The sequence below is a fragment of the Streptosporangium lutulentum genome, assembly GCF_030811455.1.
Taxonomy (GTDB): domain Bacteria; phylum Actinomycetota; class Actinomycetes; order Streptosporangiales; family Streptosporangiaceae; genus Streptosporangium; species Streptosporangium lutulentum.
The window spans coordinates 9,792,034-9,819,027 of the sequence record NZ_JAUSQU010000001.1; the positions used below are offsets into that span (position 1 = coordinate 9,792,034).

Below are 26,994 nucleotides of genomic sequence, written 5' to 3' on the forward strand. Positions count from 1 at the left end.
GCCGACGCGCCACGCCTCGTTGATTCAAAACTGCATGTGAAAGGCCATGATGTGCCGCCGCGCCGTGCTTCGCCGTTCGATGCCCGCGTGCGAAAGGGGTCCTGATGTGTCAACGCGCCGTGACTCGTTGTTTCCCATCCGGCTGAAAGGGGCCGCGCGGCGCGATTCGTCGCGCCGGTTTCACGCGCGGGGGAGCGCGGCGCCGGCGCGGCCCGCGGTGCTGATTCTCAGCGCGAGCATGGGGGCCGGGCACGACGTGATCGCGACGGAACTGGTCAGGCGGCTGGCCGCCGAGGGCGTCGAAGCCGAGGTGGTCGACATCCTGGACCTGCTCCCGCTGCGGCTGGGGGTGGCGCTGCGCGGGTGGTACGGCTGGATGGTGCGCTCCGCCCCCTGGCTGTACGCGCTGATCTACCGGGTCTTCTTCGTGTCGGACCGGGCGCCGTCGGTGTCGCCGCTGACGATCGTGGTCGCGGCACGGCTGAGAAGACTGATCCGCAGCAGGCAGGTGACCGAGGTCGTCTCGACCTTCCACATGGCCGCGCAGGCGGCCGGTCATCTGAGGCGGTACGGCCGGCTGCCGGTCCCCAGCACCGTCCTGCTGACCGACTTCGCGGCGCATCGGCTCTGGCTGCATCCGGGGAACGACCGGTACCTGTGCCCGGACCTCGCGACCGCCCACGCCGTCCACACGGCGACCGGCTGTCCGGTGTCGTGTCACGCTCCCGTCGTACGCCTGGGGTTCCGGCGATCCGAGAACGGCGCCGCGTCGACGCGGTCCCGGATCGGGGCCCGCGCGGACGATCGGCTGGTCCTCGTCTCGGCCGGCTCGTGGGGTGTGGGCGACGTCGAGAAGACGGCCCGCGTCCTGGCGCGCTCGGGACAGTACCTGCCCGTCGTCCTCTGCGGGCACAATCGTGAGCTGCGCCGCCGCCTGCGGCATGTCGGCCTGCCCCTCGACTGGTGCGACGACATGCCGGGGCTGATGGCCGCCGCGTACGCGCTGGTGGACAACGCGGCAGGGGTGACGTGCAGGGAGGCGATGGCGGCCGGGGTGCCGGTCATCTCCTACCGGCCGATCCCCGGCCACGGCAGGGACGGCGCGAGGGCCATGGCGCTGGCCGGGCTGAGCGTGTACGCGCGGGACGCGGGGGAACTGCTCGCCGCCCTGGACCGGTTCGGCCGCGACGAGGAACGCGACCGGCAGGTCGCACGGGGGGCGGCCCTGTTCGCCCTGTCGCCCGCCGAGTCCTTCCTCGTTCCTCCGGGACTCTGATCGCGTCCGTCGCACGCCGGGGCGCCGCTCACTCTTCCGGGAACGCCGGGACGCCGCTCACTTCTCCGGGGCGCCGGTCTCACCGTGCCGATGGACGAACGATCGGGCCAGCCGGACGCTGCCGTAGAGGATCAACCCCAGGCCGAGCAACTCCAGCATGACCCACGGCCCCAGCCGGATGTCCTCTCCGAACAACGCGACGCCGTACCCGATGCTGGAGACGGGGTCGGTGACGTTGAGCGCGGGTTGCACGGTCACCAGGCTTCCGCTCTGCAGCGCGTTCTGCAGGAGGAAGAGGCTGACCAGGCCCGCCGCGATCATGGAATACAGCGGCCAGGTGGTCAGCAGACTGGGCGGGTCCTCGGCGAAGACCCGGGTGTTCTCGGTGATCAGCGCTGCGGTGAAGGCGAATCCCAGGCCGGACGCGACCCCGAGCAGGACCGCCCTGGACTCGCCGTGCCTGAGCTTCGCCAGCATGACCAGGTATCCGATGATGCCGACCGTCACGATCATGGCGATCATCCATTCGACCGGGCTCGGGATTCGGTCTCCCACCGTCGGATTGGCACTGGCGAGCAGGACGGTCAGCCCGGCGGTCAGGATGCCGACGGCCAGCCACGTCTTCCGGTCCAGCATGACGCGCAGCATGCACGAGAGAAGGATCATCGTGAAGGGCAGTTCGATGACAAGAATGGGTTGCACGAGGGCGAGGCCGCCGAAGTTCAGCGCGGCGGCCTGGAAGACGAAGCCTCCGATGAGCGCGCCGAGGCCGCCCAGCCACAGCGGGTTCCGGATCAGGTCCCAGATCAGCGCGAGCCTGAACGCGTCGCTTTCCGGAACCGCTCGCGTCGCACGCTTCTGCAGCACCGATGAGAGGGCGTTGCACGCGGCGGTGAGCACGGCCAGGAGCACCGCGATCATCGGCCTCCGCCTTTCCGGCCGCCGACCGTGCGCTGTTCATCGGTGGAGATCATTGAGCGTGCTACCCGCTTCGCGACGTCGTGGCATATCAGCATTACGAGCATCGGTGAACATATGGGCGGCGCCCGCGCTCCACGCCGCCCGCGACGTCGCCTAAAGCGACTTTTGCCTCCACCTGCCCTTTTTGAAGAGGCGAGCTCGGATGTCACGGCTGCCGGATCACCTGAACGAGTGGTTTCAACCGGTGCATCCCGTGACCGCGCTTCAGATGAAGATCGCACGCTGTCGCTGCCCGTTCGCCTTGCAGAGCCTGGGCTCGACCGTGGAGCACACGATAGAAACCCGGTCATGCCGAGCACATGGTTCTGCCTTGCAGTCCACAGCCCAGTCCCCGCCAAGTTAGCCGGTTTCTGGGCTCGCGCGTTGGGTTACCAGATCGTCTTCGAGGGTCCGCAGGGCGAGGTGGCCATCGCCAAGGACGAGTTCAGCCATCCGGGGATGACCTTCCTCCCGCTCGACGAGCCTAAGCACGGCAAGAGCCGCCTGCACATCGAGCTCAACCCTGACGATCAGGACGCCGAGGTCAAGCGGCTGATCGGGCTGGGGGCCGGCCGGGTGGACATCGGGCAGCCCACGAACGCCGGTTGGGTGGTGCTCGCAGACCCGGACGGCAATGAGTTCTGCGTGCTCGCCCCCTGAAGGCATCCCTCAGAACCGAAGTGACCGGGCGGACCGGCATCACGGACCGTCAAAAGCCACTGGACCGATGTGGTCTTCGTGCGGCTGCGCCGGGCGCTGGAGCTGATGATCGCGGAGGTGATCGCCCCCCCCCGGTATTACCAGGCCCTGCGTGACAGAAGCGGAGATGGACTCACCTCGGACGTGGCAGCCAGGATCCACGCCGACGAGCGACGGTACCTACCGTTCCACTGCGACCGGCTGCGGGACTCGTTCCGGTCCCTGCCCCGAGTGGTTCGGGTGATCGCGTTCTGTGGGTGGTGGTTCCTCCTCCCGGGGGTCTGCGTCGTCATCGCCGTGGACCACGGTTCCACCCTGCGCCATCTCGGCGTGCCGGGATTCGTCTTCGTCCTCGACGTCGTCCGATTGTTCTCGACGGTGGCTGAAAAGGTCTTCATGAGGGATGGCGGGTGAACGGGTTTGCCTGGCTGACGTCGCAGAACGACTGGAGCGGAGATGCCACTTAACACCTGATCACGATCGACCTCGCCAATCACTTTCGTGACACGTCGGCGGGGAAGTGGCCAGGCAATCTCAGGTCGCTGGCCGGGGAGTCACGTTGTGGATCCTCGGCGATGTCCTGGAGTCGGAAAATTGCTCGCATGTCTGAAAATTGAAACGTTTGCGACTAATTTGCGGATGTGGGAAGATCGCCAAAATTTAGGCTCATTTGGCATTCCTTAAGAAGGCTCCCTGTGAAAGCCAGCCAGACCACGCTTCGCGATCTGATCAAGGGCGAACTACAGCTGTTGGTGCCGCTCTACCAGCGTCCTTACGCCTGGGAAAACGATCATTTGCAACGACTTTGGACGGACATCACCCAGCAGGCCGACCTGCTCCAGAGCTCTCAGCGCGCCGGGCACTTCCTGGGGTCGGTCGTGCTTGCTCCTGCTCCTGACCTCGTTCCGGGGAACTCGCAATGGATCGTCGTAGACGGGCAGCAGCGACTGACCACGCTGTTGCTTGCCTTGTGCGCGCTCCGCGACCACCAGGCGGCCGAGGACCCCGGCCACCGCGACCGCATCAACGATCTCCACCTGGTCAACCGCTACCAGCAGGGAGAGCGGCGCTACCGTCTTCTGCCCACTCAGGCAGATCGTCAGGCATTCACGGCGTGTGTTGACGGAGCCAACGACGAACGGGTCAGCGGGCGCGTCGGTACGGCCTACCAATTCTTCCGCCAGAAACTGGTCGAGATCGACGACCCAGCGGACCTGCACGACATCCACCGAGTCGAATTGGTGATACTCGACCAGCTCGACCTCGTCCAGATCGTGGTGGAGAAGGAGGACAACGTCTTCCGTATCTTCGAGTCGATCAACAACACGGGGATGAAACTCAGCCAGGTTGACCTCATTCGCAACTACGTCTTTATGTGTCTCCCCACCCGAGGCGCGGACGTCTACGAGCGGTACTGGCTTCCGACCCAGCAACTCCTGGACGCAAAGGGCCTCGACCAGCTCATGTATCTCGTCCTGGTTCTCGCTCGCGGAGACGAGGCCCAGTACAACGACGTCTACCGCGGGCATCAGGAACTGCTGGGCGAGATGGGAGAAGACGAGGAGAAAATCGAGCAGTACGTTCGCGAGCTCGCCAGGCGGGCACGCCAACTCGATCAGATTCTCCGACCGGACGAGAAAACGGAGATCGGCGCCAGGATCGCATTCCTCAACGACTTCAAGGCGACGACGGCTTATCCGGTGATCATGCGGCTCCTGGAGCTGCGCGAGCAGGGAGACGCGACCGACGAGGAGGTCGTGATGGCGCTGCAGCTGATCGAGAGCTTCGTCGTCCGGCGGCTCGTCGGACGGGTGACCAGCGCCAACCTGAACCGTATCTTCCAGCGGCTCACCGGGCAGCTGACGGCCGACCAGCCGGTGAACGAGACCGTCCAGGTCGAGCTGTCCCCTGCCCGGCTCTACTGGTCGTCGGACGAGGAATTCCGCCGGGACTTCGCGGAGAAGTCCTTCTACTGGCAAGGAGCCCGGTCGCAGCAAAAACTTGTACTGCGTCGACTGGAGGAGAGCTATCCGGCCAAGGAACGGGCCGACCTCTCCGGCAAGCAGATCACCATTGAGCACGTGCTGCCGCAGAGCCCGACGGACGCGTGGCTGCGCGAGCTGGCCGTAGAGAGCAGTAATCCCAAGCTCCTGCACAGCGAGTTGGTCCACACCCTGGGCAACCTCACCCTGAGCGGCTACAACTCCGAGCTCGGGAACATCCCCTTCGAGCAGAAAAAAGAGTTCTTCCTGCGCAGTGGGATCGAGATGAACCAACAGATCGCCACGGAGACCAGATGGGGGAAGGCGGAGATTCTCGCCAGGGCGGGAGAGCTCGCCGACCGGGCGATCGAGATCTGGCCCGGCCCGCTCACCGCGGATCGGGGTGGGGCGCCCTCGCGTGACTGGACCCTGCTCACCCAGGCGCTCGCCGCGCTCCCGCCGGCGACCTGGACCTCCTACAGCGACCTCGCAGAGCTGATCGGCTCACACGCCCTTCCGGTGCGTGTGTACCTCGACAGGGAGAGCGTGCTCAACGGCCACCGGGTGCTGACGTCGGACGGAGAGCCGCCTACGGAGGGGCGCTCGGTGAGCCGGGTTGAGCTGCGTCAGGCGATGGGCGCGCTGCAGGCGGAGGGCATCGAGCTCGACGAGCTGGGCCGGGCGCAGGCGGCGCAACGGATCACGGCCCGGGAACTGGCCACTCTGCTGGGCCTGCCGAGTGCCGAGAGCCTGCGCGAGTTAGAGCTGGCGCCGGGCGAGCACCAGCACATCGCGGATCCGCAGCGGCGTTTCCTGGAGCAGCTCGGCGAGGCGAACGGGCCACAGGCGGCAGGAGCGGTCCAGCGGCTGCTGGAGCACTGGAAATCAGGAGGAGGCGAGATCCAGTACGGCTCGGGGGGTGCCTCCTGCGCCCCCGTCGTCAAGCGCGGCAATGAGGTGCTGGCAGCGATCCGGATTTACCCGAAGAAGGTGGAGATCCCCTTCGGGACCCTCGCGAAAAGGCATCCGTTTGACGATGTCACCGTCCGGGAGGAGCTGAGGGAACGGCTCAACGCCGCCCCTGAGGTGGATATCCCGCTGGCGAAACTGGATCTCTACCCGTCGTTCAGGGTGACCTCGCTCGCCACCGAGAGCGTCTGGGACGTGGTGGTCGGCTGCCTGGACTGGTTCCGGGACATCGTGACCCGAGAGGCCTGACCATAGGAAAGGAGGTCAGCCTCGGCACTAGACTCTGCGCCGAGGAACGGAGGAGCACGTGGAGTCCGGAAGCAGGCGTTGGGTGGAGGTCACGCCCTCCGAGCACACCCATGAGCGGGGCGGTCTCGCCGCGATCAAGGCGAAACTGGATGATGACGATCCCTACCGGGCGTGGAGCAACTTCACCTTCACCACCCGCAGCGGTCGTCAGTACGAGGTCGACCTCCTCGTCATCGGCAAGGGCGGCATCTACCTGCTGGAGCTCAAGCACTGGTCCGGCCGGATCATCGGCGATCACCAGACCTGGCTCCATAACGACAGGGCCGAGGACAACCCCCGCATCCTCGCCGACACCAAGGCCAAGCACTTCAAGCAGCTCCTCATCGACGCAGGCGGGCGCGACCTGCCGTTCGTGCACGCGGGCGTGGTCCTTCACCAGCCGTCCACCGAGGTCAAGCTCACGGACCGAGGCAGGTACGGCGTCTACCGGATCGACGGCCAGGGCCCCGAGGGGCTGGACGAGCTCATCAAGGACGAGCTGGCCGTCATACCGGGAAATCCCCGCAACGCCGTCGACCGTAAACGCTCGGTGGAGCTGGCCAGACTGATCAACAAGGCGGGTGTGCGTCCCAGCGTCCGGCATCGCAGGGTCGGCAACCTCGAGTTGGCAGACACTCCCCTGGCCGAGGGCCCCGGCTGGCAGGACTACCTGGCCCGTCACCCCATGCTGGACAGCGTCCGGCGGGTCCGCTTCTACCTGGTCGACCGGAGCGTCTCCGACGAGGAGCGCGCGGCGACCCTCCGGGCCGCCAAGCGGGAGTTCGTCACCCTGGAGAACGTCAATCATCCGGGCATCGCCCGCGCGATCGAGTTCTACGAGCACGACCGTGGTCTCGCCGTCGTGTTCGACCACGACGCGAGCGAGGTGCGCCTGGACCACTTTCTCCGGCAGAAGGCGGGAGGGCTCTCCGTCGACAAACGGATCGAGCTGGTCCGCACGCTGGCCAACACCCTGCGTTACGCGCATTCGCGACGGCTGGTGCACCGCAGGCTCAGTCCGCTGTCCATCTTCGTCCGCACCCTCGCGCACGACCGGTACGGCGTGCGGGTCCGTGACTGGCACACCGCCGGGCGCCTCGCGCCGGGCTCACCCGGCCACGGCAGCTACGCCGCGGGCACCCGCACCCTGGAGGCGTCGACCGACCGGGCCGCCCATGGGTACATCGCGCCCGAAACGCTCCACAACCTCGACGCCGATCCGATTCTGGCCGACGTCTTCGGTCTCGGATCCGTGTCGTTCCTGATCTTCACGGGTGACGCCCCGGCAGACAGCAGCGAGGAGCTCCAGCAACGGCTCACCAGGGAGCGGGGGCTCGACGTCGGCGTCGAGCTGGACGGTGCCTCACAGGCGATGATCGACCTGATCAGAAACGCCACCGCGGGTGACATCGACCTGCGCACGGAGTCGGCGGAGAAATTCGCCCAGGAGCTCGAGAACCTGATCCGGGACTTCCTCCTGAAAGAGGAGGTCGCCCAGCAGGTCGACCCGCTGGACGCGACGCCCGGCTCGATGATCGGCGCCAGGGAGCAGCCAGGCCGATTCGAGGTCGTCCAACGGCTCGGCCAGGGCTCCACCGCCCTCGCCCTGCTCGTCAAGGATTCCCAGCACGGCCATGCCGTGCTGAAGGTGGCGCTGGACGAGGACGGCGCCCGCCGGAGGCTGCTGGACGAGGCCGAGGTGCTGCATCTGGCCCGCGAACCACGCATCGCCCGCAGCCTGGAAGGACCGCTGGTCGTCGGGGGCCGTACGGCGCTGCTCCTGGAGGACGCCGGTCGGGAGAGCCTGGCGGCCATGATCCGCAGGGAGGGGCGCCTCTCGCTCGACTTCCTCGGCCGCTGGGGCCGGGATCTGCTGGAGATCCTCGCCGCGCTCGACCTCGCCGGAGTCAACCACCGCGACATCAAACCCGACAACCTCGCCTTCCGTGAGCGGGGCAAGAACCACGAGGTGCACCTGTCGCTCTTCGACTTCTCCCTGTCGAGGGCGCCGCTGGAGCAGACCGGGGTCGGCACCCCGCCCTACCTCGACCCGTTCTTCGATCCGATCCACCGGCCCCGCTACGACGCGGCGGCCGAGCGTTACGCGGTGGCGGTCACCCTCTACGAGATGGCCACCGGCCGGACCCCCACCTACGGCACCGGCGGCAGCCACCCGGCGCTGATCGACAGTGACGTCACCATCGATCCCGCCGATTTCGAGCCGGGGCCGGCTCGCGACGGGGTGATCGCCTTCTTCCGTGAGGCGCTCTCGCGCGACGTCAAGGCCCGTCACGACTCGATCGAGACGATGCGGATCGCCTGGCAGTCGGCCTTCGAATCCGTCCCGCCCGCCGCGGCCACGCCGACCAGCGTCAACCCGATCACGGGAGAGGAGCTCGACCAGGCGGCGGCCAAGGCGGTTCTCGACACCGCCATCGCCTCGGCCGGTCTCACCCCCCGCGCGGTCGACGCGCTGCACCGCATCGACGTCAGGACCGTCCGCGACCTGCTGGCCCGCTCCCCGTTCGAGCTCTCACGGCTCTCCGGCGTGGCAGAACCCACCAAGCGGGAGATCAGGCGCAGGGCCAAGCAGTGGCGCGGCAGGCTCCAGCCGGTCACCTCCGCCCCGGAGGCGGAGGATCTCCAGGACGGCTCCGACAGAGGTATCGGCTCGGTGCTCGGCTCCCTCGTGCCGAAGAATCTTCACAAGGACTCCGCGGAGGCGCAGGTGCTGCGGCTCTACCTCGGGCTGGAGGACACCACCTCCGCCTCCGGCTGGCCGGGTAGTGTCGAGCTGGCGCAGGCGGCCGGGGTCACCAGGGGCAGGGTCAGCCAGATCATCCCCAAGGCCCGCAAGGGCTGGCGGTCGAGGAGAAGCCTCACCCAGGTCCGCGACGAGATCGTCGAGATCGTCGAGGACGCCGGGGGAGTGATCTCCGCGACCGGCATCGCCGAGGCACTGCTCGCCTCCCGGAGTCCCGGCGCGGTGGGGGAGCGATGGATGCGTGGCGCGCTGGGCCTGGTCCGCGCGGCCGTCGAGGTCGAGGCCGAGCGCGGTGGAGAGGCCAGGCTCCTGCAGCGGCACTCGCACAACTCGGTGATCGTCGCGCTGGAGAAGCCCACCGATCCCGATGCCGTGCCGGGCACCGACCTGCTCGACTACGCCGTACGGCTCGGCAAGGCCGCCGACCACCTCGCCGCCGAGAGCCCGCTTCCCACCACCGCGCACACCGAGGCCAGGTTGCGTTCCGTACGGCTGCCGCAGGGGTGCGCGGAGCTTCCCGCCGAACGGCTGGCGCTGCTGGCCGCCGCCGCCTCGCGTACGGCCGCCGCCAACGGCCGCGGGGAGATCTACCCCGACGGGCTGGACCCGCGCCGGGCCTTGGAGCAGATGGCCTCCTCGCTCGGTGTGGTCCGCCGTGGCATGAACCCCGAGCAGCTCAAGGTGCGGGTGCGCGCCCGATACCCGAAGGTCGGAGCTTTCCCGGAGGACCCCCCGGAGCAGGAGCCGCGCAAGCTCAACACGCTTCTCAAGAAGGCCGGTGTCCCGCTGGTCTTCGAGAGGGGCACCTACGAGCCGCGCAAGGTGCAGGGCACCATCCTCCCGTCCGCCCGGAGCCGGGGACTGACGAGCCTCGGCGGAGGCTTGAGTGACAAGGAGTTCGCCGCCTTCGAGCGCCGCATGGCGCTGTCGTCAAGCGAGCGGGGATTCATCACGCTCAGCGTGGACTACCGCTTCTACACCGACGCCATCGCCGCGCTGAGCGCCCGTTTCGGCGCCGAGGTGGTCGACGTCACCGCCGAGTTGCTCACCGCGATGCGGGCGGTCGCCGACGCCCATCGTGTGGACTGGTCGTTGGCACTCCGCTCCGACCGCCCGGACGCGGCCCCGCAGGACGCCGCGAACCTGCGCAGGCTCGTCGCGCTCGCGGCGGCAGGGCTGGAGGAACGGCTGGTCACGGATCCGGAGCCGCTGTTGATCGTCGAGGCGGCGCCTCTGGCACGCTACGACCGGCTGGGCGTGCTGGAGCGCCTGGCGGACAAGGCGACCGCCAGGCCCGCGGCCCGTTGGCTGCTGCTGCCCGTCGAGCAGGGCGGCGCGCCCTACATCGACGACCGGCCTGCCCCCGGCACCCTCGGCGCGCTGAAGGTCTCCACGAACTGGGTCGACGCACACCGCCACCTCGCGGCCTCATAGCTCCCGTCGGAGGCTATTCGAGTAGGTCAACTCGCCTTGAGCTGTTCCGCACCGCCCACCTTGTAGGTGTGGTCCCCGAAGTCGGCGACCAGATCAAGCCGCCCTCCGAGAGCCATGACGTAGCGGGCGATGGCATCGACTGTAAAAACCTTGCCCTGCTCGATCTGAGAGACACGCCCCTTGGTCACTCCCATACGCTCGGCGAGTTCGGCCTGAGTGAGACCGACCTGCTTACGGATCTCCGCGAGCTGGTAGGCGTCGACACGGGCGATGACGGCACGATGCCTGCGCTCAGCTTCCTCGATGCCCCCGACACGCTCGACGTAGGCGTCGCGATCCCACTTGCTGTAGCCGCTCACAGCTCATCCTCCTCCGCGCGTTCCTTCAGATAAGTCTCGTAACGATCCTCAGCCAGCGGGATCGCCGTGCGATACCACCCTCGCCAGTTTCCAGCCTTATCACCCGCCACGAGCAAAATGGCTGATCGCCAAGGGTCGAAAACGAAGAGGATCCGGACCTCGCTACGTCCCGAGGAGCCGGGGCGCAGCTCTTTCATGTTAGATACCCGCGAGGATTCGATCTTACCGACCAACGGTCGCTTGAGCTCTGGACCCGTACGGCTCAGCGCATAAATCGCGTCGTCGATGAGATCGAAGGTCTCCGGATCCGTCACGCGTAGGTCGTCGATCCATTCCCGGACCTCGTTGACGTGGTAGATCTCCCAATGGTCATCCACGCCAAGAGGATAGCAAATCCTATACTTCCAGGGTGGAGCATCGGACTCGATTCGTCAGGGGTGGCCGGGGTCGACTTGCCATGATCAATTGACCGTTTTGTCCCTTGGGCGAGGGTGACGGGCCTTCGCGTGTCGCTGCGGCTGCGGCTGCGGCTGCGCCAGGCTTCCACAGTTCCGGGAGGGGGTCTTTCGTCTCGTCGGGGCGGGGGATCTGTGGTCAGGTCGGCGCGGGGAGCACGGTCAGGCGCTGCCAGCAGGTGAGGAAGGCCTCTCGCCAGGGCCAGTTGGGGCGGATCTTCAGGATGCGGTGGCGGGCGTGGCGCACCAGCTTGGCGGGCAGGTGCCACAGCCGGTAGCGCAGGGTGTCGGGCTCGGCATCGGCGGCGTAGGCGGCGCAGCCTCGGGTTGGGGGGGAAGAAAAGAGGGCGCGGTCCGGAGACCGCGCCCTCGGGGGCATGAAGCCCCGGTTAAGCCTGTGCTCGCTTTCGCGACTCCTTGAAAATACCCGACCCCATGACGATCGACCGCGATTTTCGCAAAGCCTTGGCGCTGCCTGGCTTCTCGCAGCATGGGACCGGTGGAGACTCGGATCTCAGAGAGGCGACGTGCGAGTGGTTGCGGTCCACGATGGGGGGAGCAACTCGAGCCTCGCCCCATGACCGGAGAGATCACGCTCGGTGAGCCGATGAGCTGTCCTCGGGTTCCCAACCTCGCTGTTCACCGCAAGGGCGACTACCTGATCCGCGTCCACTACGCCTGATTTCCGTGTCAGGTTCTGGATAGGGCTGGTCCACCTCGTTAGTTGAACAGAATTGTCCGTTTGTGTCGGGCAAGTTATTATCATTCGCTGTTTAATGTCCCTGTTCTGCGTTTATGGTGGAATTATCGGGAATGCGATCAGGGAGATCATGGAACCGACTCCACGGGGAACAGGGCCGCTGTCGCCGGACTTCGCCGGAATCGATCCCGGTCTGATGCAGGGTTTCATCTCCGCCCTGGAACGGGGCCGGGATGTGATCGGTGAGCAGTCCGAGCGGATCCGCCAGTTGCTCGTGGCGGCGGAGGTGCCGGCGTCCGGTCTGCAGTCGATCAAGCAGATCGAGGGCTGGATCGATGACGAGCTACCGAAGCTGCGACAGCGTGACGCGACGATCAGGGAGAGCGACAGGTTCGCGCTGTGGCTGCCCGGCGCCGGGCCGATCACCTACGACGAGAGCGGTTCCAGGACCGCGGAAGAGTCTCGCGAGCAGGGCACGACGCTGGGCAAACGGCTACTGGCCATCGGTCCTGTCGGATTCTGGTCCCACCATGCCGACTCCGAAAAGTATGTCGAGGTCATCGCGGAGTTGGACGGCAACAAGAACGACGCAGACTTCACCGCGGCCTTCTTCGCCGCTCTCGGTACGGAGGGTGCTTTTAATCTCCCCGTGCTGCTGCGGGAGAGCGTGCACACCGAGCCCCCTCGGGGGGTCGCCGGCCCGCCCGATCCTAATGAGTCGATGCTCCGTACGCTGAGCCAGGCCTTCGGCAGCGCGGTCACGGGAGGGTCGCGGGTCCCGGGGTTCGCCAAGATCAAGGCCGCGGTCCAGAGTCCTGATCCGTCCGACCGGGGGGCCGCCGATCTCCTGCTGACCTCGGGGGAGTTTCCCGCCGAGTGGCTGGCGGGGGTGGCGTCGGCGTGGGGAGGGCTGGCGGATCCCCGCAAGATCACTTCGGGGCTTCTCTACGCCCTGGGAAACAACCCCGCCGCCGCTCGGCTGGCGGTCGGGAAGGTGACGGGGCCGTACACGAAGGACCAGTCGAAGCTGAAGGAGCTCCTGAAGAAACTCAACGAGCGTGCCGGTGGCCTGTACGCGGGGGGAGCACAGAAGGCCGACGCCTTCGGCCGCATGCTCGCCGCCGCCTCCGGCGCCTACGACGAGCAGGACGGCAGGCACAGCGAGGAGGCCGCCGCGTTCGCCTTCGCGGTGATGACGACGCTGGGCGACGTCAGGATCGGGGAGGCCGCACGGGTGCACATGGCGGAGATCGCCGGCGCGTACGCCACCGAGATCACCGAGGGCGCCACCATCGGCGACGACAACATGACCGATTCCAGCGTGCTGAAACCGACGACCTCGGCGCTGGGCCTGAAGTCGGCGTTCACCCTGAGCCCGGAGGACACCTACGCGTTCATGAAGGTCTTCGCCGACACGAACGAGAACCTCGCCCCGTTCGAGGAGGGGATGGGACGGCTCTCCCAGCGTCTGATCGCCGACAGCCTGGCGACGGTCAAAAGAACCGGGGATATCGAGCCCCTGGAGCCAATGCTCAACACGCTGGGAAATGTCCGCGGTTTCGAGGTGGCCGCCGCGGCGAAGGTCCGGGGCAACATGGACATGGTCGACGAACAGAGCAAGAAGATCCTGGGTTTCGCCATCGGCTCGACGCTGGGGTTGACCGGCCTGTGGGTGCCGACCATGGCCGGTCAGGTGGCCTGGCTGGTGCTGGGCACCGGCTTCTCCGGCAAGGACGCTTTTGGGCCGGAGGACGAGAAGCGGGAGGACAAGCTGGACAAGGCCGAAGGGAACGCGACGCTTGGCCGCCAGCACGTCTTCGCGCAGACGCTCATGGCCGCCGGCTTCGCACCGAAGGTGACACCGGCCGAGTTTCAGGCCGACGGCTCGCCGGGTGTGGCCATCACCGACGCGGAGGGCAACCTCCGGTCGTTCCCCGAGCTGCTCAAGCAGGGCAACAAAGGTCTCGTAGCCTTCGAGAAGTGGGCCGATGCCAACGGCATGGGCGGCCCCGACGAGCTTTCGGTGGGCGGTTTATCCAATGGCATGGCGAACTGGTTCGAGAGTGGTAACAAGCGGGGTAAGGATCGTGCCCTGGCTTTTGACCTTTAGCTCATGAAGTTGGGAGGCACTCGGTCTCACCACGGACCAGGTACTTTCCTTGGCCTGGGGATTCCAAGACGATCACCGTCCTGTACGTCTTGTTAGCGAGTCGGACGGGAGCGTTGCCCGGATCTTCAATGATCTCGTAGTCGGCGACTGGAGAGAGTGCACCCAGCAGGAGGCTGTTGAGCGCGTTTGCGCCGAGTTTCGGTGATGCATGTTCGCCGGTGGCCGCGAAGGTCCGCCTGGCCTTGTCCTCCCCGCAGGGAATGTCCTGCCCGCCGGGGTCGGTGACCTTCACATCCAGGGCGTGACTCTCTTTCATCAGCTCGGTGATGTGGAGCCTCAGAGTCTCACCCGCCTCGGCGGCCGTTGGCCCGGTTTCGGCGCAACCGGAAATCGTCAATAACGCCACCGCGCAAATCATGGCGCCATGCCGTACGAAATGTGCCATGAAGTCCTCCGGGGGCTGGTCGGATTTCCCGTGAATCCCATAATGTCCAATAGATCAGTCCGGTGTCTCCCGTGAATAGAGGGATGGTCATGAGTCAGCCTCTGGGTGGATCGGCACTCGATGCGCGACGCCGGCTCCTGGAGCAGACCCTGGCGGAGGTCAGGACGCGGGTCGCGATCCTGGAGGCGGCGCTCGACCCCGCCCATCGGCAGTTCACCGGCCAGCCCGTCTGGGTCGGCCCGAAGGCCCAGCAGTTCGCCGAGGATCTGAGCGCCCGCCGCGTACGGCTGCGCAAGGCGGCCCAGGCCCTCATCGAAACCATTGAAGAGGAACTCCGAGCCGTCCCGGCGAAAAGCTCGTCCTCCGCCGGACGTCACTGAACGGCGAGCTGCAACCAGACCACGCGTCCGGAGAGAGTGTCGTACCAGCCCCAGGCGGTGGCCAGTTCCTGGACCAGCCATAGCCCTCGGCCTCCGCCGCTGTCGGGGCCCACGTTCGGGCAGAGCCGGGGCCGGTGACCGGCCGATCCGGCGTCGATGACGCCGATGTGGAGTGTTCCGTCGTGGTGGGCGACGGTGACGGAGACCCGGCCGCCGGGGCACCGGCCGGAGTCGGAATGGCGTACGGCGTTGGTGACGAGTTCGGTGACGAGCAGCAGCGCGTCGTCGGTCCGCGCGTGTCCGGTGCTATCCAGCAGATCGCGGACGTAGCGCCGGGCCAGGGGAACGGACGCGACCTCTGCGGGGAGCTCGACCTGCCCCAACAGTCCCAGCGCCCTCACCGGGCCGCCTCCGCGATCCGCTCGGCCGCCTCCCTCATCCTGGTACGGCTCCGCCGGTCGCGGCCCTGGTCCCAGGTGAATACCGAGATCCGACCCCGCTGCTCCGTCGTGGCTTTCGGCAGGCCCGGCGGCAGGAAGATCTCCACGCTCGGGCGCCGACCGGGAGGAAGGCGAACCACGGAGTCGAAACCGAGATCATTCAGCTCCCAGGCCAACTCCATCAGGTGAAAACCCCACTCTCGAAGATCGCGCACCTTCATCTGGTCGCCCACTCCTTCGTTGGCTCTGAAGCTGTTCGGTACTGGTCGTGACTGCTCGCTCCCTGTGCGCCCGTCGCTCGCCTTGCCTGCAGAACGAGCAGCGCGGCTTGCGGGTGCAGCAGTACTCTCCACGGGATGTCACATGCTTAATGTGCACATGCAAAACTGAACCTGCAAGCGCTTTGGCGCGAACAGTCAAAGATTCATTACGATGCGTGAGCAATCAGGCAGATTGGGAGGGAGACCTGTGGCCAACTTCTCGCCGACGGTCCGTCATCGACGTTTGCTGCAGGAGTTGCGGCAACTGCGCGGCGCGGCCGGCCTCAAACAAGAAGAAGTGGCTGATCATCTGGACTGGTCGACGTCCAGGATGACCAAGGTGGAAGGCGGAACGCTTCGGATTTCCGTCAATGACGTCCGCGCCATGCTCCAGCTCTACGGGCTTCGAGAGGGAGCTAAGTACGAAGCGCTCGTTCAACTGGCCAAGCAGGCGAGGGAGCGTGGGTGGTGGCATGCCTACAGCGACGTCATCCCGCAGTGGTTTCAGGTCTACGTGGGTCTGGAGGCGGAGGCGTCGTCACTCCGCAACTACGAGCCCGAGCTCGTCCACGGACTTCTACAGACCGAGGACTACGCTCGAGCCGTCTACCAGGCGGCAAGGGTGATGGATGCGCCCGACGAGATAGAACGGCATGTCAGTCTCCGCATGGCCCGTCAGGACGTCATCACACGATCTGAACAGCCCATGCACTTCTGGGCAATTATGAACGAGGCGGCTCTACGCCGTCGTGTCGGTGGTGCCTGCGTCATGAAGGACCAACTGCGACACCTGGTTGAGGTCTCGGCGCAGCCCAATGTGACCCTTCAAGTCCTGCCCTATGGGATAGGTGCGCACGCGGCGATGCTCGGATCCTTCGCCATCCTGTCCTTCTCCGAAGGGGCCAGCGAGGTCGCCTACTTGGAGTACATGACCGGGAGCCTGTATTTGGAGAAGCCCGAGGAAGTCCGGGCATATACGCTGACATACGACCACCTGCGCGCTTCGGCGCTCGATCCGAGGGATTCGATCGCCATGGTCGCGAAGCTCGTCAAAGAAGATCTCTAAGTGCGGGGAAAGGGGATGCGGGTGTCCCACGAGGAGCTGTCCGATGCCGTCTGGCGCAAGAGCACCCGCAGCGGTGGGAACGGCGGTAGCTGTGTCGAAGTCGCCTCGCTGGCCGGAGGTCGGGTAGGTGTGCGTGACAGCAAGGACCGAGGGGGTCCGGCACTGATCTTCACTCCTTCTGAGTGGCAGGCTTTCATCGGCGGAGTCAAGGGTAGAGAGTTCGACGATCTGGTCTGACCGTTATGGCAGTACGGCGTTCGCCGTTTTCCTGGCGGCTGTACGACTGGCCGGGACCTGACCGGAGCCCGTCTCCGAGGACTGTCATACCTGTCCTTCGCGCGCCCATATTGTTATCGGGCTGGCCCGGCACGCTGTGCCGAACTTGCCAGACTGGCAGTGCATCGTGACACATCGCGATGCACGTCGGTCCGCAAGGTAGCCGGTGGCTGTGACGGGACGAGAAGGGTGATCAGGTGTCGGTTATCTCCGCCGCACTGCTCAAGGATCTTCAGAAGCAGGCGGGGCGTGTCGCCGACGACCTGCGAGAGCAGGCGGGACGGGTTCCCGAGATCGGTGATCGGCTGAAGGAGATGCACCGCACCGCCGGCGGCATCGGACGCACGGGGGAGAGTTGGAACGACTGGCTCACTGCCCAGTGCGCCCAAGCCGCCAGCTCTTGGGTGATCGCCTGTGCCTTCATCCGCTTCTGCGAGGACAACGACCTCACTGGCCACCGATGGATCGCCTCCCGCGACGCCGCCGGTCATGCCACTTCTGGCGCAGCCGACGCCGAGGCCGCCTGGATCCAGCGCAACCCCCGGTTGACCGCTCGCGAGTGGTTGCGTGAGTCCTTCACCTGGCTCCGCTCCACCCGCGCGGGGCACGCGCTCTTCCCCGACACCGACTTTGTCTGGTGGTGGGACATCTCCGCCGACCAGGCCGAGGAACTAATCGCTGTCTTTCGCCGACGGGACGTGGACGGGGTACGGCTGGCCCATGACGACTTCCACAGTGCCGATCTCGACACCCGCTTCCTCGGTGATCTCTACCAGGACCTGTCCGAGCACATCCGCAAGCGATACGCACTGCTGCAGACCCCGGTCTTTGTCGAGGAGTTCATCCTTGAGCGAGTCCTCGATCCGGCACTGAACGACTTCGGGCTTGAGGGACTCAAGCTGATCGACCCGACCTGTGGATCGGGACACTTCCTGCTGGGGGCGTTCGACCGACTACTTAAGGAATGGGTCACCTATCAGCCAGGGCTGGACGAGCGGGTGCGGGTGCAGAAGGTGCTTGATGCCATTCACGGTGTTGACATCAATCCGACCGCGACGGCGATCACCAAGTTCCGCCTGATGGTGACGGCATTGAAGGCGTGTGAGGTTACTCGTCTCGATGGTCCGAATGTGCCCGCGCTTAGCCTCAATATCGCTACGGGTGACACACTGCTGTACGGCGGTGGCAAATTCGGTGGTGGTCGTCAGATGGCCCTCGACGTCCTAGACAATGATCCGCTCGCCTCCCATCTTTACGACTGGGAAGATGTCGATCGCTTCCCTGGTATCCTTGACTATAGCCGTTACCACGTGGTCGTCGGCAACCCGCCTTACATCACGGTCAAGGACAAGGCACTCAACGAGGCTTATCGAGAGCGCTATAAGAAGACATGTTCAGGTAAATATGCCCTGTCGGTGCCGTTTGCGGAATTATTCTTCCGATTGGCAATCAAAGACAATGAGCGTCCAGGGTATGTCGGTCAAATAACCGCCAACTCATTTATGAAGCGGGAGTTTGGCAAGAAGCTTATCAATGATTTTTTCGCCAACATGGTGGATCTGACTCAGGTTGTCGATACCTCTGGCGCCTATATTCCTGGGCACGGAACGCCGACGGTTATTCTAATCGGCAAAAACCGCGATCGAACTTTGACCAGTGACGTGCGTGCCGTCCTGGGGGTTCGCGGTGAACCTTCTCAACCCAACGATCCTGCTCAAGGACTGGTTTGGCGCTCCATTGTTGATAATGTCGACAGTCCCGGAGTTGAAACAGGCTACGTCTCTGTCGTTAATCTTCCCCGGGAAAGATTGGCCGCTCATCCTTGGTCGCTTTCCGGTGGCGGGGCAACGGAACTTTTAGATATTATTGGTCAGCAAAAGGTTCGTCTCGGAGCGATCCCTGCAGACATTGGTATGACGTGCCTAACCCTTGAAGATGATGTCTACCTTCTTCCAGAAGGAGTGGTCCGGCGACGAAAGCTTGGAGATCTGTGTGCTCGACTTGTTAATGGTGATGAGGTGCGAGATTTTCGAATTATTGATCCTGCCTTCACTTTGATGCCGCAAGAATGGAATGGGGGGAGGCGTGAAATCTCATATGATGTAAAGAAATATGTTTGGGTTTGGCGTACAAATTTGAAGAATCGTCTATATTTCGGAAAATTCCCCGAACGGCGAGGTTTGCGTTGGTTTGATCTCGGAATGTTTTTTGCTGACCGTCATCGAGAGTCGCTGTCGATTGCGTTTGCAGAAGTAGCTACACATAACCACTTCTCATTGGATCGGGGTGGGAAGGTCTTCAAGCAGACAGCGCCTGTTATCAAGCTTCCTGAAAAATCAACAGAAGATGATCACCTGCGACTGCTTGGAATACTCAACTCCTCCACGGCCTGTTTCTGGCTCAAGCAGGTCTGTCATGATAAGGGTAATCGAGGCGAGGGCGGTGGAATTACGAGCGCTGCTTGGGAGCGGTTTGCTCAATTTAATTCCACTAACATCGCTAAGTTTCCGTTGCCCAGCGGTGCTTCGTTAGAGCGGGCTCAACGGCTCGACGCGCTCGCCCAAGAGTTGACTTCTGTCACCCCACAAGCAGTGTGCGCGCAGGCTGTACCGACTCGTGAAGCCTTAGTGGAGGCGCGGAAGCGATATGAAGCGATCCGAGCCGAGATGATCAGCATCCAGGAGGAATTGGATTGGGAGGTCTACAAGCTCTACGGCATCCTCGACGAGGATCTGTCCTATTCTGCCGACGACCTTCCCGGCCTGGCGCTCGGCGAGCGGGCGTTTGAGCTCATCCTCGGAGCTGAGTTTCTCGACGGTAAGACCGAGACCGTCTGGTTCGATCGGCACAGTTCCACACCGATCAGGGACATTCCTTCCCACTGGCCCCAGGCATACCAGGATCTCGTCCGGCGGCGGATCGAGATCATCAAGAACAAGCCGCTGATGAACCTTGTCGAGACCCCCGAATGCAAGCGCCGTTGGTCCGTCGAGCCTTACGAGAAGACGCGCGCCGAGGCGCTGCGCACCTGGTTGCTGGACCGGCTGGAGGACGAGAGCCTCTGGATCGTGGATGGGGCGCCCCGGACGCTCTCTGTGGCGCAGCTCGCAGATCTGGTGCGCATCGATGCCGATTTCCGGCAGGTCATGGATCTCTACGTCGGCCGCCCCGACTACGACCTCACTTCCGAGATCGTCGCCCTGCTCAAGGACGAGCCCGTCCCCTACCTCGCCGCCTACCGCTACTCCGCCACCGGCCTGCTCAAACGGCAGGACTGGGAAGAGGTCTGGGCGCTGCAACGCAGGGAGGACGCGGGGGAGAAGGTCGACATCCCGGTCCCACCGAAGTATGCCCCGAAGGACTTCGCGAACATCTCCTACTGGAAGCATCGAGGCAAGCTCGACGTGCCCAAGGAGCGGTTCGTCGGTTATCCGGGTGCTCAGCGGGAGAACGACGCGACCCCCGTCTACGGCTGGGCGGGCTGGGACCACCTCCAGCAGGCCACCGCGCTGGCGAACATGCTGATCGAGCGCGGCTACCCTACAGACGACGGGCGGGCCACGGCGCTGCTCGCGGGCCTGGCGGAGCTGGAGCCGTGGTTGCACCAGTGGCACCACGACTACGAGGATCTCTACGCCGGCTCGCCGGCCGACTATTTCACCGCGTGGCTGGAGAGCCAGCTCGCCGAGCGGGGGCTCACCAGGGAGACTCTGGCCAAGTGGCGGCCTGAAGCCAAGCGGCGAGGCGGCGCGAGGAACACGAAGAAGGAGAGCTGACGACATGGCGACCCCGCTCAGGGACGTCCTCTACATCAGCGAGGAGCTGAGCGCGAACGACTTCGTGCTCAAGCTCAGCGACGGTGTCTCCGAGGTCAAGGCGACTCTGGACAACTACGTCGTCACGTCCCAGCTCGCCGAGAGCTTCGATGCGGCGCTGTCGCTGGTGAAGGGCGCGCTGGAGAAGAACAAGAGCGACGCGGCGTTCCTGCACGGCTCGTTCGGCTCCGGCAAGAGCCACTTCATGTCGGTGCTGCACGCCGTGCTCAAGCACGATCCCGATGCCCGCGAGCTGCAGGGGCTGGTGCCGACGCTCGCCAAGCACGACGGGTGGCTGCCCGGTCGGAAAATCCTCTGTCTCACCTACCACCTGGTCGGCGTCGAGTCGATCGAGGCGGCCGTACTCGGCGGTTACATTGAGCAGATCCGCCGCCTGGAGCCGGGGGCATCGCTGCCCGAGGTGCACAGCACGGACAGCCTCTTCGCCGACGCCGACAACCTGCGGGCCCGCCTCGGAGACGAGGCGTTCTTCGCCGGTCTCGGCCAGATGTCCAACCCCGGCTGGGGCGGTCTGGCGGGTAACTGGAGTGCGGAGTCGTACGAGCAGGCGCGCCGGGCGGACGTGGGTGACGCAGGGCGAGGCAGTCTGGTCTCCGCGCTCGTCGGGGCCTACTTCACCGGCTACACGCGCGGTGCGGCCTACCTCCCGCTGGACGAGGGACTGGAGGTGATCAGCATCCACGCCAAGCGGCTCGGCTACGACTGCGTCGTGCTCTTCCTCGACGAGCTGGTGCTCTGGCTCGCCTCGCGCAGCTCCGACCCGGCCTTCGTCGGCAAAGAGGGCTCCAAGGTCGCCAAGCTGGTCGAGTCGGCCTCCACCCAGCGCGCGGTGCCGCTGGTGTCGTTCGTCGCCCGCCAGCGTGACCTGCGCGACTTTCTCGGCACGAACATCCCCGGCGCGGAGAAGTACGCCATCGGCGAGACGTTCCGCTGGTGGGAGGACCGCTTCAACCAGGTCACCCTCGAAGACCGCAACTTGCCGGTGATCGTCAAGCGCCGGCTGCTGAAGGAGCGGCCCGGGACCCAGGGCGCGCTCGACGCGGCCTTCGTCAAGGTGACCCGCGAGCCGAAGGTGTGGAACGTCCTGCTGGAGGGGCCGGACGGCTCCTCCGACGCGGCGGCGTTCCAGAGCACCTACCCGTTCTCCCCGGCGCTGGTCTCGACCATGGTCGCGCTGTCCGGGCTGCTCCAGCGCGAGCGTACGGCGCTGCGTACCATGGCCGAGCTGCTGCGGCGAGGCCGGGACGAGTTGACCGTCGACGACATCATCCCCGTCGGGGACGTCTACGACGTGCTGATGGACTCCGGCGTCGTGCCGCTCACCGACGAGATGAAGCAGCACTTCACCAACGCGCGCACCCTCTACGACGAGAAGCTGCTGCCCCGGCTGCTTTCGAAACACCGGCTCGACTCCGCCGAGGACGTCAAGGGGCTGCCGCGCACACATGCGTTCGTCGTCGACGCCCGTCTGGTCAAGACCGCGTTGCTGGCAGCCCTCGCGCCCGGTGTCCCGGCGCTCAGCACACTCACCTCGCAGAAACTGGCCGCGCTCAACCACGGCACCATCGCCACCCCGCTCAAGGGGATGGAGAGCCAGCGAGTGCTGGCGCTCTTCCGCGACCTGGCGGCCTCCGGGGTCAGCGAGATCCACCTCGCAGACGACCCGGCCAACCCGCTGATCAGCATCCAGCTCGCCGGGGTCGACTACGAGAGCGTGCTGGAGCGGGTCCGCAACCAGGACAACAAGGGAGAGCGCCGCCGCCTGTTGCGCGACCTGATCTTCGAGTCGCTCGGCGTGAACGTGCCGAGCGACACGATTGGCGGTGCCTACACGCACTCCTTCGTCTGGCGTGGCAGCCGCCGGGTCGTCGACATCGTCTACGGCAACATCCGCGACGAGGAGGAGCTGGACCGGACGGCCCTCACCGCCGACGGCAACCGCTGGAAGCTGGTCATCGACTTCCCGTTCGACGACACGGGGCACGGCCCCGACCACGATCTCGCCCGCTTCGAGAAGCTGGAACGCGAGGGCGTCGAAAGCAAAAGCGTGGCGTGGATCCCCGCGTTCTTCACCCAGGAGCGGGAGAAGGACCTCGGCGAGCTGGTCGCGCTGCGCTACCTCCTCGCTTCCAACGACCGCTACGAGCAGAACGCCAGCAATCTCTCCGTCCAGGACCGGGCTGCGGCCAAGGCGCTTCTGATCAACCGGAAGACCACCCTGGAGACCAAGCTCAGGCAGGTCATCCAGCAGGCCTACGGCGCGGCCAGGCGCGAACCCGCCGACATCGACACCACCCGCGGGCACAGCGCGTTCTTCGCCACCCTCGAACCACGGCTCAGCCTTGGGGCCCCGGTGGGCGCGCGGCTGGCGGAGTGCCTGACCCACCTGCTCGACCAGATGCTCACCTCGCAGTATCCCGACCATCCGAAGTTCGCGAGCGAGGTCCGCAGGCCCGAGGCGGCCATCGTGCTGCAGTATCTCGACAACGCCGCGGCGGAGGAGACCGGTCGCGTCCCGATGCCGGTCAAGGACCGCGACGTGCTCCGCAAGGTCGCCAACCCGCTCGGCGTCGGCGAGGCACTGGAGAACGCCTTCCTGCTCAGCGCCGAGACCTTTCCCTGGCGCAAGCACTTCACCCAGCGCGCCGCCCAGGACGGGCTCGACGAGGTCATCGGCGTCGACCGGCTGATCGAGTGGCTGGACCAGCCCCACCCGCGCGGGCTCGACGCGGTCACGCGGGGACTGGTCATCGCGGCCTTCGCGCTCACCCAGGACCGCGCGTGGTTCCAGAACGGCAGCGGTCCCGTCGCCCGGCCTCCGCTGGAGCGCATCGACGGCAGCTACGAGCTGCGCCTTCCCCGGCTGCCCAACGAGTCCACCTGGCGGCGGGCGGTGGAACGTGCGGCGAAGATCTTCGGCGTGCACGTCACGCCGCTGAAGACGGCGGCCAACGTCAACCGCCTCGCCGCCGGTATCCGCGAGGAGGCACGCGAGCTGCAGGTCCCGGCCCGGGATCTCGTCACCGTGCTCAACTCCCACCGTGACGTCTTGGGCCTGGCGGAGGACTCGGGAAGACTCGCCACCGCCCAGGACGCGTCCTCGCTGGTCGCGAGGCTCCTCGGCAAGAGCGACCCGGCCGACCTGGCCGAGGCTCTCGCGGACGCGAAAACGTCGGTCATCGAGGAAGTTCTCGCCAAGTCACTCAAGTCCGCACGGGACGTCGTGGCGCGACTGGAGGACATGGACTGGGACCTGCTGAACGCCATCGCGTCCATGTCCCACGACCCGCAGGCCGTCTCCGTACTGGCAAAGCTCCGCGACACGGCGGCTCGCAACGAGTTCCAGGACTCGCTGGAGACGGCGTTGAGGGACACGCGGCGCACGGCCCAGATGATCCTGGCGAGCCAGGTTCGGGTCGTTCCACCGGTGGTGCCATCGGTCGATCCTCCCCCCGTGCGGCCGGTCGGGCCCGGGGGGCAGACCGTCGACCCGCCAGTGGATCCGGCGGACGAGGTGGCGCCCGCCGCTAGCGGGTCGGCCAAGGTCGGAGCCGCGCGGATCGCCGACGCCCTGGCCGAGTTGCAGGCCTTCGCCCAGCTTCACCCCGGTGCGGAGATCACCATCAACTGGAGCGCGCACAAGTGACCGAGTCCCGTACGTCCCTGGCCACCGCGACCCTGCCGCTGGTCCGCGCGATCGTCGGCAAGCTCCAGAGGTCCGACCGCGAGAAGCGCGTGGTCGGCATCCAGGCACGGCCCGAGTGGGCCGGAGAGCACGAGTTCCCCGTGGGGGGGAGCCCCGTCCGGGTCGAGATCTGCCCGTCCCCGCTTGCCGTCCGGGAGGCGATGCTCCGGCACGGCGACGGCTACCTGGTCGTCCTCACCGACCTCGCCGACGACGACCTGGGCATCGGGATCCGCGCGCACCTCGTCAACGAGGGGCGGCTGCTCACCCTGCGCCCCTGGGACATGCTCAAGCAGTCCTTCGAGGCGAGGGACATCGACCCCCTGCTGCTGGACGAGGGATGGGCCGCCGGGGCGCTGGCCCGCTGGGAGCCCGCCGACGGCTGGCCGAAGGCCCCCGGCGGGACGCTCACCCGCGACCATGCTCTCGGCCACCTCGCCTCGGTCGTGTTCGGTGAGTCCCGGGACGGCGACCGCTACGTTCCGGCCGCCCACCCCGACGCGCTCGGGCTGCTGCGCTGGAGCCTCGACCCGGTCGCCGTCCACCGGTTGACCTCGCTCCCCGTCGACGTCCGGGAGGGGCTCACCGCCTGGTTGAGCGGGGTCACCGGGGTGGCCGGAACCTGGACGCTCCGTGCGGCGGAGGTCGGGCACGGCGGCGACGCCGTACCGCTCGCGCTGGTCGCGGGCCTGCTGTGGCGTGGCGACGCTCGGGCCGCCGCCGAGGCTCGGGGCCTGGTCAGGGCCAGGGTAGGCGGGGCGGATCTGCCCGCCGAGCAGGCACAGGCCTGGGCGAGAGCGGCGGACGCGCTGATCGGCCAGCTCGACCGTCCGGACAGCCTGCTGGAGCGGGCCGAGGCACTGCTGCGGGAGTTCAACGCGGACAAGCTCCTGGTCAACTCCACGCTCCTGCCCGGCTCCTACGATCTGCGACTGCGTGCGTTCGCCACGGCGCTGGGACGCTGCCTTCCGGTTCCGGACGCCGTGACGCTGGAACAGGTCGAGAAGGCACACGGCACGCTCGTGGCTCACGAGCTGGCCGGGCTCAACGCGCGCACGAACGCGGCGAGGATGGCTCTGCGGCTGGTCCGATGGCTGGCGACTTCCGACGAACCGGCCCCTACCCTCGCCGACGCGCTGCACGACCAGGTCCGGTCCGGCGCCTACGTGGAGTGGGCCTTCGGCGACGTGCGTGACACCGATGACAAGGTCGCCGCGGTCTACCAGAAGCTGCTGGCCGCCGTCGCGGCCCGTCGCGGCGAGCGCGACCGCAGGCTCGCCGGACACCTGGCCGTGGCGGTCGCCGCCGACAGTGCCCCCGGCAGCCTGGTCCCGATCGAGTCCGCGCTAGCCACGCTTGTGCGCCCTCTCGGTCGGGCGCTCCTCGTCGTCCTCGACGGGATGTCCGCCGGCGTCCTCGCGGAGCTGGCCGACAGTCTCGCCGCGAAGCGGTGGACCGAGCTGATCGACTCCTCCCTCGGGCACCGGCGGGTGCTGCTTCCGGCCCTGCCCACCGTCACCGAGACCTGCCGTACGAGCCTGCTCACCGGAGTGCTGCACACCGGCGGGCAGTACGACGAGAAGACCGCCTTCCCCGGCGCGGTCGGCGACGGGCAGGCCAGGCTGTTCCACAAGGACGATCTGCGCGCCCCGGACGGGCACACCCTCGACCCCGTGGTGAAGTCGGCGATCGAGGGGTCGGCCAGGGTGGTCGGCGTCGTGCTCAACACCGTCGACGACTCGCTGGACAAGGCGGACCAGACCGTCGACTGGAAGGCCGATCAGGTGCAGCACCTGGCAGCGCTGCTGGACAGCGCACGTACTTCCGGGCGATTGCTCATCCTCACCTCCGACCACGGCCACGTGGTGGAACGCGACAGCACGCTGCGTTCGGGCACCGGTTCGGAGTCCGGACGCTGGAGGCCCTCGAAGATCGCGCCTGCGGACGGGGAGATCCTCTTCAAGGGCCGCCGGGTGCTCCTCGGCGGCGGCAGCGTCGTGCTGCCCTGGCGGGAGGACATCCGCTACGGGCACAAGCGCGCGGGCTACCACGGCGGCGCTTCCGGGGCCGAGGTCGCGGTGCCGTTCGCGGTGTTCAGCGCCAGACCCGTGGACGAGGTCGCCGGGTGGAAGCCCGCCCCGGCCCAGGAGCCCACCTGGTGGCACAGCGCCGTCACGGTCCGGCGGGCGCCGCTGGTCGAGCCGTCGCGCTCGAAGGCACCCGAAGGCCAGGCCGAGCTGATCAGCTTCGAGGAGATGGCCGCTCCTCTCGCCCGGCCCGGCTGGGAACGCTTCCTCGATGACCTCCTCGGCTCCGAGCTCTACGCGGCGCAGCGGGCACGCGCGGGCCGGGCCGCCCCCGACGACGCCCGGGTCCGCGCCGTGCTGGGTGCCCTGCTCGCCAACGCCGGACGGTTGCACGAGAGCACCCTGTCGGCCGTCGCGGAGGTCCCCGCCGCACGGTTGCGGAACGTGCTGGCAGCGGTTCGGAGAGTGCTCAGCATCGACGGTTACGATCCGGTAAGTTACGACCTCGACGAGGTGACGGTGGAGCTCGACACCGCCCTGCTCGCCGAGCAGTTCGGAGTCTCCAAGCCGTGAAGGACAGTGT

The 26,994-nt window shown here is 66.5% G+C and carries 19 protein-coding genes; 12 read left to right on the forward strand and 7 right to left on the reverse strand.

The features are described 5' to 3' along the window. Positions 1-217: 217 nt before the first annotated feature. Positions 218-1,276: an MGDG synthase family glycosyltransferase gene (locus J2853_RS44070; RefSeq protein WP_307567781.1), complete on the forward strand. Its 1,059-nt coding sequence runs from the start codon at positions 218-220 to the stop codon at positions 1,274-1,276. 57 nt (positions 1,277-1,333) lie between these two features. Here J2853_RS44070 and J2853_RS44075 read toward each other — a convergent pair whose 3' ends face one another. Continuing rightward, the gene (locus tag J2853_RS44075; protein WP_307567783.1) at positions 1,334-2,197 is read right to left on the reverse strand and encodes a DMT family transporter; all 864 of its coding nucleotides are present in this window, start codon (positions 2,195-2,197) and stop codon (positions 1,334-1,336) included. Positions 2,198-2,545: 348 nt separating this feature from the next. Here J2853_RS44075 and J2853_RS44080 point away from each other — a divergent pair, with 348 nt between their 5' ends. The 4 genes from J2853_RS44080 to pglW all read left to right on the forward strand — a co-directional run bounded on the left by J2853_RS44080 (position 2,546) and on the right by pglW (position 10,372). Continuing rightward, positions 2,546-2,896, forward strand: coding sequence for a VOC family protein (locus J2853_RS44080; protein WP_307567784.1), 351 nt, complete (start codon positions 2,546-2,548; stop codon positions 2,894-2,896). Between the two features lie 78 nt (positions 2,897-2,974). Next, positions 2,975-3,349, forward strand: coding sequence for a hypothetical protein (locus tag J2853_RS44085; protein ID WP_307567786.1), 375 nt, complete (start codon positions 2,975-2,977; stop codon positions 3,347-3,349). A gap of 281 nt (positions 3,350-3,630) precedes the next feature. Then, the gene (locus J2853_RS44090) at positions 3,631-6,135 is read left to right on the forward strand and encodes a DUF262 domain-containing protein (protein ID WP_307567787.1); all 2,505 of its coding nucleotides are present in this window, start codon (positions 3,631-3,633) and stop codon (positions 6,133-6,135) included. Between the two features lie 58 nt (positions 6,136-6,193). After that, positions 6,194-10,372, forward strand: a complete 4,179-nt coding sequence (pglW, locus tag J2853_RS44095) for a BREX system serine/threonine kinase PglW (RefSeq protein WP_307567789.1) — start codon at positions 6,194-6,196, stop codon at positions 10,370-10,372. A gap of 26 nt (positions 10,373-10,398) precedes the next feature. Here the strand turns inward: pglW and J2853_RS44100 are convergent, their stop codons facing one another. From J2853_RS44100 to J2853_RS44110, 3 genes are all read right to left on the reverse strand, one after another. Further along, the gene (locus J2853_RS44100; protein WP_307567791.1) at positions 10,399-10,731 is read right to left on the reverse strand and encodes a helix-turn-helix domain-containing protein; all 333 of its coding nucleotides are present in this window, start codon (positions 10,729-10,731) and stop codon (positions 10,399-10,401) included. After that, positions 10,728-11,108, reverse strand: coding sequence for a type II toxin-antitoxin system RelE/ParE family toxin (locus tag J2853_RS44105; RefSeq protein WP_307567793.1), 381 nt, complete (start codon positions 11,106-11,108; stop codon positions 10,728-10,730). Before J2853_RS44105 ends, J2853_RS44100 begins: the two co-directional genes overlap by 4 nt. Positions 11,109-11,325: 217 nt before the next feature. Continuing rightward, on the reverse strand, positions 11,326-11,565 hold the full coding sequence (locus J2853_RS44110; RefSeq protein ID WP_307567795.1) for a hypothetical protein: 240 nt from the start codon (positions 11,563-11,565) through the stop codon (positions 11,326-11,328). 451 nt (positions 11,566-12,016) lie between these two features. Here J2853_RS44110 and J2853_RS44115 point away from each other — a divergent pair, with 451 nt between their 5' ends. Further along, the gene (locus J2853_RS44115; RefSeq protein WP_307567797.1) at positions 12,017-13,996 is read left to right on the forward strand and encodes a DUF6571 family protein; all 1,980 of its coding nucleotides are present in this window, start codon (positions 12,017-12,019) and stop codon (positions 13,994-13,996) included. 1 nt (position 13,997) lies between these two features. Here the strand turns inward: J2853_RS44115 and J2853_RS44120 are convergent, their stop codons facing one another. Next, on the reverse strand, positions 13,998-14,441 hold the full coding sequence (locus tag J2853_RS44120) for a hypothetical protein (RefSeq protein ID WP_307567798.1): 444 nt from the start codon (positions 14,439-14,441) through the stop codon (positions 13,998-14,000). Between the two features lie 89 nt (positions 14,442-14,530). Between J2853_RS44120 and J2853_RS44125 the strand changes: the two genes are divergently transcribed. After that, positions 14,531-14,821 (forward strand): hypothetical protein, encoded by a 291-nt coding sequence (locus J2853_RS44125; protein ID WP_307567800.1) that lies wholly within the window; start codon positions 14,531-14,533, stop codon positions 14,819-14,821. Here J2853_RS44125 and J2853_RS44130 read toward each other — a convergent pair. Together J2853_RS44130 and J2853_RS44135 are read right to left on the reverse strand one after the other, a co-directional pair. Next, positions 14,815-15,222 carry an ATP-binding protein gene (locus tag J2853_RS44130; RefSeq protein ID WP_307567802.1) on the reverse strand — a complete coding sequence of 136 codons (408 nt, stop codon included), beginning with the start codon at positions 15,220-15,222 and terminating at the stop codon, positions 14,815-14,817. The two genes, J2853_RS44125 and J2853_RS44130, sit on opposite strands and share 7 nt — an antisense overlap. Next, positions 15,219-15,482 carry a hypothetical protein gene (locus J2853_RS44135; RefSeq protein ID WP_307567804.1) on the reverse strand — a complete coding sequence of 88 codons (264 nt, stop codon included), beginning with the start codon at positions 15,480-15,482 and terminating at the stop codon, positions 15,219-15,221. Before J2853_RS44135 ends, J2853_RS44130 begins: the two co-directional genes overlap by 4 nt. A 247-nt stretch (positions 15,483-15,729) precedes the next feature. On the opposite strand from J2853_RS44135, the gene J2853_RS44140 reads away from it, so the two are divergent. From J2853_RS44140 to pglZ, 5 genes are all read left to right on the forward strand, one after another. After that, positions 15,730-16,587, forward strand: a complete 858-nt coding sequence (locus tag J2853_RS44140; RefSeq protein ID WP_307567806.1) for a helix-turn-helix domain-containing protein — start codon at positions 15,730-15,732, stop codon at positions 16,585-16,587. A 15-nt stretch (positions 16,588-16,602) separates the two neighbouring features. Further along, the gene (locus tag J2853_RS44145; RefSeq protein ID WP_307567808.1) at positions 16,603-16,824 is read left to right on the forward strand and encodes a DUF397 domain-containing protein; all 222 of its coding nucleotides are present in this window, start codon (positions 16,603-16,605) and stop codon (positions 16,822-16,824) included. A 236-nt stretch (positions 16,825-17,060) separates the two neighbouring features. Further along, positions 17,061-20,639 carry a BREX-2 system adenine-specific DNA-methyltransferase PglX gene (gene pglX, locus J2853_RS44150; RefSeq protein WP_307567810.1) on the forward strand — a complete coding sequence of 1,193 codons (3,579 nt, stop codon included), beginning with the start codon at positions 17,061-17,063 and terminating at the stop codon, positions 20,637-20,639. Positions 20,640-20,643: 4 nt separating this feature from the next. Then, on the forward strand, positions 20,644-24,345 hold the full coding sequence (locus tag J2853_RS44155) for a DUF6079 family protein (RefSeq protein WP_307567811.1): 3,702 nt from the start codon (positions 20,644-20,646) through the stop codon (positions 24,343-24,345). After that, on the forward strand, positions 24,342-26,984 hold the full coding sequence (gene pglZ, locus J2853_RS44160) for a BREX-2 system phosphatase PglZ (RefSeq protein WP_307567815.1): 2,643 nt from the start codon (positions 24,342-24,344) through the stop codon (positions 26,982-26,984). Before J2853_RS44155 ends, pglZ begins: the two co-directional genes overlap by 4 nt. Positions 26,985-26,994 lie beyond the last annotated feature (10 nt).

Bases quoted from the DNA above. Each gene is read 5' to 3' on its own strand.
- J2853_RS44155 (WP_307567811.1), top strand. From the start codon at position 20,644: ATGGCGACCCCGCTCAGGGACGTCCTCTACATCAGCGAGGAGCTGAGC.
- J2853_RS44125 (WP_307567800.1), top strand. From the start codon at position 14,531: ATGAGTCAGCCTCTGGGTGGATCGGCACTCGATGCGCGACGCCGGCTC.
- J2853_RS44115 (WP_307567797.1), top strand. From the start codon at position 12,017: ATGGAACCGACTCCACGGGGAACAGGGCCGCTGTCGCCGGACTTCGCC.
- J2853_RS44110 (WP_307567795.1), bottom strand. From the start codon at position 11,565: ATGCCCCCGAGGGCGCGGTCTCCGGACCGCGCCCTCTTTTCTTCCCCC.
- J2853_RS44145 (WP_307567808.1), top strand. From the start codon at position 16,603: ATGCGGGTGTCCCACGAGGAGCTGTCCGATGCCGTCTGGCGCAAGAGC.
- J2853_RS44135 (WP_307567804.1), bottom strand. From the start codon at position 15,482: ATGAAGGTGCGCGATCTTCGAGAGTGGGGTTTTCACCTGATGGAGTTG.
- J2853_RS44120 (WP_307567798.1), bottom strand. From the start codon at position 14,441: ATGGCACATTTCGTACGGCATGGCGCCATGATTTGCGCGGTGGCGTTA.
- J2853_RS44075 (WP_307567783.1), bottom strand. From the start codon at position 2,197: ATGATCGCGGTGCTCCTGGCCGTGCTCACCGCCGCGTGCAACGCCCTC.
- J2853_RS44080 (WP_307567784.1), top strand. From the start codon at position 2,546: ATGCCGAGCACATGGTTCTGCCTTGCAGTCCACAGCCCAGTCCCCGCC.